The sequence below is a fragment of the Amycolatopsis sp. NPDC024027 genome (assembly GCF_040638975.1).
Classification (GTDB): domain Bacteria; phylum Actinomycetota; class Actinomycetes; order Mycobacteriales; family Pseudonocardiaceae; genus Amycolatopsis.
This window is the reverse complement of record NZ_JBEZYY010000013.1, coordinates 160520-172759: the sequence shown is the minus strand read 5'-3', so window position 1 is coordinate 172759 and position 12240 is coordinate 160520. Positions and strand designations below refer to the sequence as shown.

Here is a 12240-nt window from a genome sequence, read left to right as displayed (position 1 = left end):
CCCGTTGGACGCTGCGCCGGGCAGCGTGACCGACGTCGACCTAAGGAGCGCCCATGGGCTCTGTGATCAAGAAGCGCCGCAAGCGCATGTCGAAGAAGAAGCACCGCAAGCTGCTTCGCCGTACGCGCGTCCAGCGTCGTAAGGCCGGCAAGTAAGCCTGCTGAGTGTGACCGTGGCCCGTCCAGTCTCTGGACGGGCCACGTCCATGTGGTGGGCAGGGCCGCCCGTTCGAGTGAGGCGTTCGTCGCTTTCCGGCGAAACCGGTGTTAATAGCACGTGAGATGGGCCGGAGCTACCACTGAAGAGCGGTAACATCTCAATGGCGTCCGCGCGATGCTTCCAGTGAGTGCAGGTTCGCGCGCCTCGGGTGACCGTCCACCCTCCACATGCCCTACGCCGCAGGGAGTTGCATGCCGTCGAACATCGTGCTCGTCACCGGGGTCGCCGGGGAACTGGGCGGGAAACTGCTCGCCCGGCTGGGCAACAACCCCGACTTCGAACGGGTCATCGGTGTCGACACGGTCCCGCCGGACAAGACGGTCCTGCAGCGCATGGGCCACGCGGAGTTCGTCCGCGCGGACATCAGGAACCCGCTGATCGCCAAGGTGATCAGCACGGCCCAGGTCGACACGGTGGTGCACGCGTCCTGCACCGCGCACCCGGCCGGGCCGGGCCGCCGCACGGCGATCAAGGAAGTCAACGTCATCGGCACCATGCGGCTGCTCGCCGCGTGCCAGCGGTCCCCGCTGGTCCGGAAGCTGGTGGTCAAGTCGACGGCGGCGGTCTACGGCGCCGGCGCCCGCTCGCAGGCGGTGTTCACCGAGGACTCCGAGCTCATCCCCACCTCGACCAGCGGGTACGCGAAGGACGCCGTCGAGATGGAGGGGTACGTGCGCGGCCTGGTGCGCCGCCGCCCGGACATCACCACGACGCTGTTCCGCTTCGCCAACATCATCGGCCCCGAGACCGACACCGTCCTGGCACGCTACTTCGCGCTGCCGGTGGTGCCGACGGTCTTCGGCTACGACGCGCGCATCCAGCTGCTGCACTCCTCCGATGCGTTGTCCGTTCTGGAACGAGCGACGTTGACCGACAAGGCCGGCGTGTTCAACGTCGGCGCGGAGGGGGTACTCACCCTTTCGCAGGCGATCCGGCGAGCCGGCCGGGTCGAGCTGCCGATGCCGCGGAGCGTGGTGCCGTCGGTCGGCAAGGTGCTGCGCGGCGCCCGCGTGGTGGACTTCTCCGCCGATCAGGTCCGGTTGCTGAACTTCGGCCGGGTCGTCGACATCGCCAAGCTGAAGCAGGAGTTCGGGTACACCCCGCGGTGGACCACGCGTGAGGCGTTCGACGACTACATCGTCGGACGCGGGCTCCGCCCGGTGCTCGACGGCGGCAAGCTGGCCGGACTGGCCGGCAAGGTGCTCGCCGCCGCCGCGACGGGGCAGGCGAGCCGGTGACCAGGCTGCACGACTGGGACGACTTCGGAAGCGAGGCGGAGACGGTGGGCGGTGCCGAGGCGCAGGTCATCCCCCTGCACGGACCGGGCCGGGAGAAGCCCGAGGCGGTGACGGCGGAGCAGGACCTGCGCGAGGAGGAATCCGCCCGGGCCGACGCGCCGGTCGTCGCCTTCCCCGGTGGCGTCGAGCAGGCGGCGCCGGCAGAGCCCCTTTCGGACGCCGCGCGGTCGGCGCTCGGCTTCATCCGCGACCGGCTGACCGGTGACTACACGGTCGACGAGTTCGGCTTCGACGCCGAGCTCACCGAGGCGGTGTTCCTGCCGCCGCTGCGCGCGCTGTACCAGAAGTGGTTCCGCGTCGACACGCACGGCGTCGAGAACCTCCCGGCGGCCGGCGGCGCCCTGCTGGTGTCCAACCACTCGGGCACGATCCCGCTCGACTCGCTGATGACGGCGGTGGCGGTCCACGACGAGACCGGCGGCCGGCACCTGCGTGGCCTCGGCGCGGACCTGGTGTTCCAGGTGCCGCTCGTGGGGTCGTTCGCCCGCAAGTCCGGCCAGACGCTGGCCTGCCACGCGGACGCCGAGCGCCTGCTGCGCAAGGGCGAGCTGGTCGGGGTGTGGCCGGAGGGCTTCAAGGGCGTCGGCAAGCCGTTCGCTTCGCGCTACAAGCTGCAGCGCTTCGGCCGCGGCGGTTTCGTGTCGGCCGCGCTGCGCGCCGGCGTGCCGATCATCCCGGTGTCGGTGATCGGCGCCGAGGAGATCTACCCGAAGCTCGGTGACATCAAGGTGCTGGCCCGCATGCTGGGGCTGCCGTACTTCCCGGTGACGCCGTTCTTCCCGATGCTGGGCCTGCTGGGCGCGGTCCCGCTGCCGACCAAGTGGAGCATCGAGTTCGGCGAGCCGATCGCGACGGACTCCTACGGCCCGGACGCCGTCGACGACCCGATGCTGGTGTTCCAGCTGACCGACCAGGTGCGGGAGTCGATCCAGCAGACGCTGTACCGGCGGCTTTCGCAGCGGAAGTCCGTCTTCCGCGGCTGAGCGGCGCGGTGCTCTATCCTCTCCGGGATGGCCACCGAGGACGCCCGGCCGTGGCACCCGGTCGTCCGCGCCCGTGCCGCGCTGGACGCGCTGGAGCGGCTCGTCGTGGGCATGGGCACCTCCGTGCTGGCGGTGGCCGCCTCGCTGTGGATGCTCGGGACGGCGGTGCTGTGCGTGGCCGGAGTCGGCATCCTGGTGGTGCCGGCCGGTCTGCGCCTGGTGCGCACGGTCGCCGACCGGGAACGGACGCGGCTGGAGGTCCTCCGCCCGGAACCCGTGCCGCGGAACCCGCGTGCCGCCCTCGCCCAGGCCTCCGTCCGGCGCGAACTGGGCTGGCTCGTCTGCCACAGCACCCTCGGGCTGCTCCTCAGCCTGACCGCCCTCACGCTGGCCGTCGACGTCATGCACGACGCGTCGTTCCCGGTGTGGTGGTGGTTCGTCTCGCCCGGCGACGCCACACCGGCCCAGGGGTTCTTCACGGCGACGGACTGGGGTGACGCCTTCGCGGTCTGCCTGTTCGGCGTCGCGACCCTGGTCGTCTCGGTGCTGGTCATGCCGCTGCTGGCCCGGGTGCAGGAGTGGCCGGGACTGCGGCTGCTGGCGCCCGCCCGCGGGACCGACCTCGCGCTGCGCGTCGCCGAGCTGACCGCCACGCGCGCGGCCGCGCTGGACGCCCACGCCGTCGAACTGCGGCGCATCGAACGGTCGCTGCACGACGGGACGCAGAACCGGCTCGTCGCGGTGAACGTGCTGCTCGGTGCGGCGAAGCGGGCGTTGACGCGGGACCCCGCGGCGGCCGAGGAGATCCTCGAGCGCGCCCAGGACGCCGGCGAGCAGGCGCTCGCCGAACTGCGCGCGGTGGTGCGCAGTATCCTCCCGCCGGTGCTGACCGAACGCAGCCTTCCCGACGCGCTCACCGCGCTGGCCGCCGACTGCCCGGTGACCTGCCGGATCGACGCCGACCTGCCGGGCCGGCCGGCCGTCTCGGTCCAGGTGACGGCCTACTTCGTGGTCGCCGAGGCCCTCACGAACGTCGCCAAGCACAGCGGGGCGAGCACGGCGACGATCCGGCTCCGCGGCGAGCGGGACCGGGTGCACGTGGAGGTCACCGACGACGGCCGCGGCGGGGCGCACGAGGACACCGGGTCCGGGCTGACCGGCATCCGGCGCCGCGTCGAGGCCCACGACGGGTCGTTCGCGCTGGCCAGCCCGGCCGGCGGCCCGACGACGTTGAGGGTGAGCCTGCCGTGCGGATCGTGATCGCCGAGGACGATCTGCTGCTGCGCGAGGGGGTCGCGATGCTGCTGCGCGCCGAGGGTGTCGACGTGCGGGCGGCGGTGGCCAACGCCGTCGACTTCCTGGCGGCGGTGGACGAACACGCGCCGGATCTGGCCATTGTGGACGTCCGGATGCCGCCGACGCACACGGACGAGGGCATCGTCGCGGCCGTCGAGGCCCGCCGGCGGCAACCCGGCCTGGCGGTGCTGGTGCTTTCCGCGCACGTCGAGCAGGCGTTCGCCACAGAGCTGTTCACCGACGGCGGCGCCCGGCTCGGCTACCTGCTGAAGGAACGGGTCGGCCGGGTCGAAGAGTTCTTGGAGGCCCTGCACCGGATCGTCGACGGCGGCACGGCCATCGACCCGGAGGTGGTCGCCCAGCTGCTGACGCGCAGCCGCCCGGACAACCGGCTCGGGCGGCTCAGCGCCCGGGAACGCGAAGTCCTGGCGCTGATGGCGGAGGGCTTGGGCAACGGCGCGATCGCCGAACGGCTCGTCGTGACCGACGGCGCGGTGCACAAGCACATCCGCAGCATCTTCGCGAAGCTGGACCTCGCACCGGCCGACCGGGCGGACCGGCGGGTGACGGCGGTGCTGCACTACCTCCGCGACACCGCCCGCCCCGGGCGGTGAGGGCGGGTCAGGCGGTGACTTCCGCCCGCGGGTACCCGAGCCGGCCTCGGGTGGCGATGAGCAGGACGAGCGCCACCGCCGTGGACGCCAGCAGGAAGGCGTCCGACGTGTCGTGGATCGAGCGGCCCGGGAACATCTCCGACCACGCCAGCGAGAAGAAGTTGTTCACGCTCGTGTGCAGCAGCATCGCCAGCGGCAGGCTCTGGCCGGTGCGGTTGAACACCCACGTCATGATGATGCTGAACGTGACGCAGGTGGCGATGAACTCCAGCGGCGTCAGCCAGGTGATGTCCGGCCAGCCGCCCCACTCGGTGAAGAACAGCGGCAGGTGCCACACGCCCCACAGCGGGCCCAGGATCATCGTGCCGCCCAGCGGTCCGTAGCGGTGCTGGAGCCGGGGGAGGGCGAAGTCCCGCCAGCCCGGCTCCTCGGCCAGGCCCGTCGTGAGCATTTGCAGGATCAGGCCCGGCAGGTAGGCGACCAGCGTCGCCACCGCCGGTACCACGGGGTTCTGCTCCCACAACGCCATCGTGGCGATCGTCAGCAACGCGGGCACGCTGAGCACCACCCCGACGTACCAGAGCCAGTTGACGCGCCACTTGAACAGCCGCGCGGTCCAGCGGCGGAGCCCGGTGCGCCCGTCGGCGACCGCCGTCACGAGGAACGCCGCGCCGATCGGGCCGAGGTACGCGCCCGGCAGGACGCCGGCGAACTGCGCCGTGCCGAGCACCTCCGGGAAGCGGAAGTGCAGCACGCCCAGCCCGTTGCCGGACAGGATGTACGGCGTCCACGCGAGCCAGCTCAGCAAGTTGGCCAGGACGAAGAACGACGTCAGCGGGCGGCGGCGGATGCGGTCCCGCCACCCGGTTCCGCCGTCGGTCCGTTCTTCTCCGATGTCCACACGGGTCGTCACCACACTGTCCCTTCGGGAAAGCCGCTTTTCCGAAGGACCAAGCACACCAGTCACCGGGGGGTGCGGTCACTCCCGCGGGCACCCGAAGGGCCGGTACAGCAGGCTGTACCCGGAAGTCAGCGGCGGCGGTAGGCCATGCCCGCCGCCACGGCGCCGGCCAGCGCCCCGGCTCCGAGCACCGAAGGCACGCCGATCTTCGCCGCCTTGCGGCCGGTCCGGAAGTCGCGGATCTCCCAGCCGCGGGCCCGGGCCACGTCCCGCAGGCCGCCGTCGGGGTTGACCGCCACCGCGGTGCCCACCGCCGACAGCATCGGGATGTCGTTCGCCGAGTCCGAGTACGCCGTGCAGCGCTTGAGGTTCAGGCCCTCGCGGGAGGCCAGGGCCCGCACCGCGTGGGCCTTCGCGCGGCCGTGCAGCAAGTCCCCGACCAGGCGGCCGGTGTACACGCCGTCGCGGGTCTCCGCGACCGTGCCCAGCGCCCCGGTGAGGCCCAGGCGGCGGGAGATGATCGCCGCCAGCTCGATCGGGGTGGCCGTCACCAGCCAGACGCGCTGACCCGCGTCCAGGTGCATCTGGGCGAGCGCGCGCGTGCCGGACCAGATCTTGTCCGCCATCAGCTCGTCGTAGATCTCTTCGCTGATCGACGTCAGCTCCGCCACCGTGCGGCCGGCCACAAAGGACAGTGCGCGCTCGCGGTGGGTCTTGATGTCCTCTTTGTTCTCGCGGCCGCCGAGCCGGAACTTGATCTGGCCCCAGACGAAGCCGGCCAGGTCCGACGACGTGAAGAACTTTCGGGCCGCGAGCCCGCGGGCGAAGTAGAAGATCGACGCGCCCATCATCATCGTGTTGTCGACGTCGAAGAACGCGGCGGCGGTCAGGTCCGGCGGGGCCGGCGGGGCGGGGGGCTCGGCGGCTTCGGAGACCACACGGGCGTGGGCGGCCTCGGCCGACGCCTCGCCCGCGAGCGCGGCGAGCCGTTCCAGCTCCTGACTCTTATCCCTGCCACGCCAAGCTGACACGCACACCGCCTCCACGTCTGCCCACGTCTGGCCACGTTCCTGGGAACGTCCGGGTCCTTCGCACAGCGTAGCGAGCCGCCCACCGCGCCGTCGCAGGTGTGGGCGGGACCTCAGCCGATCACGATCGGCGGCAGGCCCGGCAGCAGCGGCGGGATCGACAGCAGCGGCGGCGGGGGTGTGGTGGAGGTCGTCACCGGCGGCCGGGACGTCGTCGACGGCTGGCCGAACACCGGCGGCGGCGTCACCCCGCCGGTCGGCGCGGGGATGCCCGGGGTCGCCGCGGCGTCCGACGGGGGCAGCTGCGTGCCCGTCGCGGCCGGTGCCGTGCCTTCCTGCGACGAGGGCGAGACCGGCGCCGACGTCGGCTGGCTGCCGGCGGACGGGACGGGCCGCTGGGTGCACTCGCCGGTCGCCGGGAGCGGGCCCAGCTCGTCGGACGTCCCGGTGGTGATCCGGTAGCAGTTCATCCGGGCCACCAGGCCGCTGGTGCGCTCCTGGACCTTGCCCAGCAGGTCGCGGACGTCGCCGAACACCGGCGCCGCGTCGGCCGGGAGCGGCTGCGCGCCCAGCCTCGCCGCCTGGTTGCGCGCCCACAGCCGGACGTCGGACAGCGCCTGCGTGCCGCCGCCGTCGCTGGTCGCCGCGGCGGACATCTGGGCGACGCCGGCCCGCAGGTCGGCGGCGAAATCGTCGTACGCGGTCCGGTAGTCGGCTTCGCTCGCGCCCTGGGTGGCCAGCTCGCCGAGCTCGGTGATCCGGTTGGTGGCGAATTCGAGGTGCTTGCGCGCCTTCTCCTGGTCACCGAACGTCAGGCCCAGCGCGGTCGACTCGCCCGCGCGCTTCACGGTGTAGAGCGGGTCGCCGGGCAGCGCGGTGCGCGAGAGCACCAGCGTCAGCCCCGAGAGGACCAGGACGAGGAAGAGCGCGGCGGCCACCAGGTCGGCGGTCCGCGGCCGCCACCTCCGACGTGGGGTGGTGGCCGCCGCCGTCTCCAGGCGGCCGGCGATCTCCGCGCGGATCCGCTGCCGGGTTTCCAGGTCCGGGGCCCCGGCCGCGCCGAGGTCGCGCAGCGCGCCGACGAGCGCGAGCTCGTCGGCGAACTCGCCGTCGCGGCGCACCGGCGACGGTTCCAGGGCGCGCGCGAACCGCTCGCTCTCGGCTCGCTCACGCGCAAACCTCACGGCGCTGCTCTCCATCCCGGGCTTCGGCCGGCCTGACACCGGTCTGCGTGGGGTAACGATCCAGAAGCCGCCAGGGTTACCGGTTTCGGCCGACGAACGGAAAAGTTCGCGGGTTCAGCGCAATCCGGTGGGCAGAAGTTGTGCCAATCGGCGCACGGCGCGGTGCTGGAGCGCCTTGATCGCCCCTTCGTTGCGGTTCATGATCTCGGCCGTCTCGGCCACGGACAGGCCCTGCAGGAACCGCAGGACGATGCATTCCCGCTGGTCTTCGCCCAGTTCGGCGACGCAGCGCAGCAGCTCGGCCCGGGTGGCGCGGCTGATCGCCTCCTGCTCGGGGCCCACCTGGGCGGTCGCGCCGACGGTGAAGGGCGCCGAACCGGGCTCGGTCACCTCGTCGGTGACCACTTCGAGCTTGAACCGGCTCGACTTCACGTGGTCGAGCACGAGGTTGCGGGCGATGGTGACGAACCAGGCGCCGACGTCACGGCCCTGGTAGCTCACCGACGTGATGCGGCGCAGCGCGCGCAGGAACGTCTCGCTGGTGACGTCCTCGGCGAGGTCGCGGTCACCGAGCCGGAACAGCACGTACCGGTAGACGACGTCGACGTACCGGTCGTAGAGCCGGCCGAAGGCGGACGTGTCGCCGTCCTGCGCGGCGCGCACCAGGTCCCAGGCTTCGGCCTTCGCCGCCTCGGCGCGCTCGTCGTCGGCCGCCTGCCTGCTCAGCGGCACGGCCGACGTCCGTCCGAAGACGCGCTCGGCGAACATGAAGACGGGCCCGCGGCTGACGGCGGTCGGGACGGTCATCGGGCGGCACCTCCGGCGGTGGCTTCGGCCCAGCGGGCCTCGGTACCCCCGGAACCCGGACGAGCAGGGGCCGGCCGGCTCGCGTGCCCCACGACCTCGTGGGCAGGCAAGTTCCTCACGGCGACTCCCTCTCTCCGGTCGCGGCGGTGATCAACAACACCGGCGCGACGCAGTGCAGCATACGTGTAGTTACCGCTAAGTAGGTAGTGGTTCCGGGGTTGCGCAGACGCGACGCTCGCGGTCAGCACCCATGACGTCGCTTCAGATGACAGACTTGCAACGGTTGGCGCCGGGCGAGGAGAGGTGGGTCGCGGGTGAGTGCTCCAGAGGGGACGCAGCCGGGGGTCGGCGGGCTGCTCACACGGGCCGCGGCCACGTGGCCGGAGCACCCGGCCGTGCTCGAGACCGGCACCGGACGCGGCCTGACCTACCGCCAGGTCGACGCGGCCGCCCAGGCCCAGGCCCGCAGGCTGGCGGACGCCGGCGTCGAGCCGGGCGACCGGGTCGGGGTGCGGCTGCCGACGTCGGTGGACTTCGTGGTCGCCTTCTTCGGCGCGCTGCGGGCGGGGGCGGTCGTCGTGCCGCTGTCGCCGCAGGTGCCCGGGCCCGAGCTCGCGAAGCTGCTCGAGCACAGCGGCGCGAAGGTCGTCGTCCAGCGCGACGCGGACGAGGACCTCCCGGACAGCGTGAGCGGTCTCACGCCCGTGGGTGACCCGGACGGAGGAGGCGAGTTCGCCGACGCCGGCCGGTCCGGGGAGGACATCGCGGTCGTTTCGTACACGTCCGGCACCACCGGGCCGCCGCGCGGGGTGATGCTGTCGCACCGCGCGCTGCTGGCCAACCTCGAGCAGATCAGCGCGGTCGAGGGCGTCCTCGAACACGACGACCGCGTGCTGATCACCATCCCGCTCTTCCACGTCTACGGCCTCGGGCCCGGCCTCCTCCAGGCGACCGCCGTGGGCGCGACCGCGGTGCTCTCGGAGCGCTTCGAAGCCCAGCGGACGCTGGACGACTGCGGCGAACACCGCGTCACGTCGATCACCGGCGTCCCGACGATGTACGGGGAGTTCGCCGCGTTGGGCGCCGACGAGCTCCGCCGCGGCCTGGCCACCGTGCGGAGGATGACGTCGGGTGCCGCGCCGCTGCACCCGAAGGTGCTGGGCGCGATCCGCGAGGCGACCGGCCTCGACGTCTACGAGGGCTACGGGCTCACCGAGTGCGCGCCGGTGGTGACGTCGACGCTGGTCACCGGCTACCCGAAGCCGGGCTCGGTCGGGCGGCCGCTGCCCGGGATCGAGCTGCGGCTGGTGGACAGCGACGGCACCGACCAGGCCGTGCCGCTCGACCCGGACGACGTCGACGACGTCTTCGAGGCCGAAGGCGAGACCGGGCTGGTGTCGATCCGCGGCGCCAACCTGTTCTCCGGCTACTGGCCCGACGGCGGCCACGGCCCGGACGCCGAGGGCTGGTTCCGCACCGGCGACGTCGGCTACCTCGACACCGACGGTGACCTGCACCTGGTCGACCGGGCCAACGACCTGATCATCGTCAACGGCTTCAACGTCTTCCCGCGCGAGGTGGAGGAGGTCATCGGGCAGCTGCCCGAGGTGGCCGAGGCCGCGGTCGTCGGCGTCGTCGACGAGCGCAGCGGCGAAGCGGTCAAGGCGGTCGTCGTGCCGGCGGCCGGGGCGGCGCTGTCCGAGCAACAGGTCGCCGACCACTGCGCGGCCCACCTGGCCGGGTACAAGGTGCCGCACCTGGTCGAGTTCGCCGAGTCGCTGCCGCACTCGGCCACCGGGAAGCTGCGCCGCCTGCGGTTGCGGTAGGTGCGGTAGGAAGGACGGCATGGCGCACGAAGTGACGGTGATGGGCCGGGACGGTTGCCACCTCTGCGAGGTCGCGGAGGCCGACGTCGCCCGGATCTGCGGCGAGCTCGGCGTCGCCTGGACGGCCGAGGACGTCGACACCGACCCGGAGTGGCGCGCGGAGTACGGCGACCGCGTCCCGGTGATCCTGGTCGACGGCGCCGAGCACGGGTACTGGCGCGTCGAAGAGGACCGGCTCCGGCGCGCGCTCGGATGACTTGAATGACTCATTCCTGGCGTCAGACGCCAGGAATGAGTCATTCACGGCGTTTGCCCGGGAACGGCGGACGCTCGCTTGAGCCGTAACACGTCCGTAAGCCACATCGGGCCGCCGCGGCGCCCGCGTGCTCCGAAGATGGAGACGTGAGCACTCTGCAGGACGCGCCGCCCGAGGCGCCGCGTCGGCTTTCGCTACCGGTCGCGACGCTGATCGGCCTCCTCGCGCTGGCCGCCGCCCTCGGTGTCGGCCACCTGGTCGCGGGCTTCGTCGGGTACACGGCGTCGCCGTTCATCGCGGTGGCCAACTACGTCATCGACCACAGCCCGACCGCCATCGTGAAGTGGGCCGAGCGGACGCTGGGCACCTGGGACAAGCCGGTGCTCAAGCTGGGGCTCGCGGTCGTGCTGGTGCTGTTCGCGCTGGTCGCCGGCCAGCTTTCGCGCCGGACGCCGCGGGCCGGGCAGGTGCTCGTCGTTCTCCTCGGCGCCGCCGGCGTCGCGGCCGTCTACGTGCGCAGCGACCTCGGGCAGGTTTCGCTGCTCGCGCCGGTCGCCGCCCTGGTTGCCGGGCTCGCGGTGTTCACCTTCCTGCACCGGATCGCGCTGCCGGTGGACGTCGTCGACGAGCGGGGTTTCGACCGCCGCAAGTTCCTGCGCGCCGGGGTCGGCGTCGCCGCGGGATCGGGGATCGCGGCCGTCGCCGGCCAGGTCACCGGGACGAGTTCGAACGCCGAGGACTCGCGGGCCGCCGTCGGGCCGCTCGTCCCGGCGCGCACGGCGCCGCCGCTGCCCGCGGACGCCGACTTCGCGAAGCTCGGCTCACCGCCGTTCATCACGCCGAACGCGGACTTCTACCGCATCGACACCGCGCTGGTGGTGCCGCAGCTGCGCACCGAGGACTGGAGCCTGCGCATCCACGGGATGGTCGACCGCGAGGTGAAGTTCTCCTACGCCGACATCCGCAGCCGGCCGCTGGTCGAGCGCCGGGTGACGCTGACGTGCGTGTCCAACGAGGTCGGCGGGCCGCTGATCTCGAACGCGACCTGGATCGGCGTGGACCTCGTCGACCTGCTCGACCAGGCCGGCGTGCAGCCGGGCGCGGAGCAGATGTTCGCCACCAGCGTCGACGGCTGGACGTGCGGCACGCCGGCGAACATCGCCCTCGACCCGGCCCGCGGCGCGATGCTGGCGATCGGGATGAACGGCCAGCCCCTGCCGGTCGAGCACGGCTTCCCGGCGCGGATCGTCATCCCCGGCCTGTACGGCTACGTGTCGGCGACGAAGTGGGTCGAATCGCTCGAATTCACCCGGTGGGACGCCCGGCAGGCGTACTGGCTGAGCCGGGGGTGGGCCGAGCAGGCGCCGATCAAGACCGAATCGCGGATCGACTCGCCGCGCGGGTTCGCGGGCGTCACGGCGGGCAAGGTCCGGCTGACCGGCACGGCGTGGGCGCAGCACACCGGCATCGCGAAGGTCGAGGTCCGGCTGGACCAGGGCCCGTGGCAGCCGGCGACGCTGGCGGCGGAGGTGAGCAAGGACACCTGGCGGATGTGGTGGATCGAGCTCGACGTGCCGAAGGGGACGCACCAGGCGTCGGTCCGGGCCACCGATCAGGACGGCTACACGCAGACGGAGAACCGGGCGGACCCCGTCCCGGACGGCGCCACCGGCTGGCACTCGGTCACCCTCGACGCCCGCTGAACACCCGTTGCCCCGCTCCGGAAGTGGGGGGTTTTAGAAAATGGGGGGGGGGGGGGCCGCCAGGGTGATGTTGGGCCGGGAGGGGGGGGGCGGGGCGGGGGCCCAACGCCCCCCCGGCCGCGGAC

General features: G+C 72.6%; 12 protein-coding genes. 8 read left to right on the top strand and 4 right to left on the bottom strand.

Features of this window, described 5'->3' with window-relative positions:
* Positions 1-53: 53 nt before the first annotated feature.
* The 5 genes from AB0F52_RS29445 to AB0F52_RS29425 all read left to right on the top strand — a co-directional run bounded on the left by AB0F52_RS29445 (position 54) and on the right by AB0F52_RS29425 (position 4410).
* On the top strand, positions 54-155 hold the full coding sequence (locus AB0F52_RS29445) for an AURKAIP1/COX24 domain-containing protein (RefSeq protein WP_007030867.1): 102 nt from the start codon (positions 54-56) through the stop codon (positions 153-155).
* A gap of 255 nt (positions 156-410) precedes the next feature.
* Complete coding sequence (locus tag AB0F52_RS29440; protein WP_360177952.1) at positions 411-1457, top strand: NAD-dependent epimerase/dehydratase family protein; 1047 nt, start codon at positions 411-413, stop codon at positions 1455-1457.
* Complete coding sequence (locus AB0F52_RS29435; protein ID WP_360177949.1) at positions 1454-2500, top strand: lysophospholipid acyltransferase family protein; 1047 nt, start codon at positions 1454-1456, stop codon at positions 2498-2500. Before AB0F52_RS29440 ends, AB0F52_RS29435 begins: the two co-directional genes overlap by 4 nt.
* A gap of 27 nt (positions 2501-2527) precedes the next feature.
* Positions 2528-3760 (top strand): sensor histidine kinase, encoded by a 1233-nt coding sequence (locus tag AB0F52_RS29430; protein ID WP_360177946.1) that lies wholly within the window; start codon positions 2528-2530, stop codon positions 3758-3760.
* Positions 3748-4410 carry a response regulator transcription factor gene (locus tag AB0F52_RS29425; RefSeq protein ID WP_360177943.1) on the top strand — a complete coding sequence of 221 codons (663 nt, stop codon included), beginning with the start codon at positions 3748-3750 and terminating at the stop codon, positions 4408-4410. The genes AB0F52_RS29430 and AB0F52_RS29425 overlap by 13 nt, the downstream gene beginning before the upstream one ends.
* Before the next feature lie 7 nt (positions 4411-4417).
* Here the strand turns inward: AB0F52_RS29425 and AB0F52_RS29420 are convergent, their stop codons facing one another.
* From AB0F52_RS29420 to AB0F52_RS29405, 4 genes are all read right to left on the bottom strand, one after another.
* Entirely contained in the window at positions 4418-5323 is a 906-nt protein-coding gene (locus tag AB0F52_RS29420) for a type II CAAX endopeptidase family protein (RefSeq protein ID WP_360177940.1), read from the bottom strand.
* Between the two features lie 116 nt (positions 5324-5439).
* A complete protein-coding gene (locus AB0F52_RS29415) occupies positions 5440-6357 on the bottom strand; it encodes an HAD-IB family hydrolase (protein ID WP_199191199.1) in 918 nt (305 codons plus the stop codon).
* A 95-nt stretch (positions 6358-6452) separates the two neighbouring features.
* The gene (locus AB0F52_RS29410; RefSeq protein WP_360177937.1) at positions 6453-7523 is read right to left on the bottom strand and encodes a DUF5667 domain-containing protein; all 1071 of its coding nucleotides are present in this window, start codon (positions 7521-7523) and stop codon (positions 6453-6455) included.
* A 114-nt stretch (positions 7524-7637) separates the two neighbouring features.
* On the bottom strand, positions 7638-8330 hold the full coding sequence (locus AB0F52_RS29405) for a sigma-70 family RNA polymerase sigma factor (protein ID WP_360177934.1): 693 nt from the start codon (positions 8328-8330) through the stop codon (positions 7638-7640).
* A gap of 314 nt (positions 8331-8644) precedes the next feature.
* Here AB0F52_RS29405 and AB0F52_RS29400 point away from each other — a divergent pair, with 314 nt between their 5' ends.
* From AB0F52_RS29400 to AB0F52_RS29390, 3 genes are all read left to right on the top strand, one after another.
* Complete coding sequence (locus AB0F52_RS29400; protein ID WP_360177932.1) at positions 8645-10156, top strand: AMP-binding protein; 1512 nt, start codon at positions 8645-8647, stop codon at positions 10154-10156.
* Between the two features lie 19 nt (positions 10157-10175).
* Entirely contained in the window at positions 10176-10412 is a 237-nt protein-coding gene (locus AB0F52_RS29395) for a glutaredoxin family protein (protein WP_360177929.1), read from the top strand.
* A 146-nt stretch (positions 10413-10558) separates the two neighbouring features.
* Positions 10559-12115, top strand: a complete 1557-nt coding sequence (locus AB0F52_RS29390) for a molybdopterin-dependent oxidoreductase (protein ID WP_360177926.1) — start codon at positions 10559-10561, stop codon at positions 12113-12115.
* Positions 12116-12240: the final 125 nt, after the last annotated feature.

Bases quoted from the DNA above. Each gene is read 5' to 3' on its own strand.
- AB0F52_RS29445 (WP_007030867.1), top strand. From the start codon at position 54: ATGGGCTCTGTGATCAAGAAGCGCCGCAAGCGCATGTCGAAGAAGAAG.
- AB0F52_RS29440 (WP_360177952.1), top strand. From the start codon at position 411: ATGCCGTCGAACATCGTGCTCGTCACCGGGGTCGCCGGGGAACTGGGC.
- AB0F52_RS29430 (WP_360177946.1), top strand. From the start codon at position 2,528: ATGGCCACCGAGGACGCCCGGCCGTGGCACCCGGTCGTCCGCGCCCGT.
- AB0F52_RS29405 (WP_360177934.1), bottom strand. From the start codon at position 8,330: ATGACCGTCCCGACCGCCGTCAGCCGCGGGCCCGTCTTCATGTTCGCC.
- AB0F52_RS29395 (WP_360177929.1), top strand. From the start codon at position 10,176: ATGGCGCACGAAGTGACGGTGATGGGCCGGGACGGTTGCCACCTCTGC.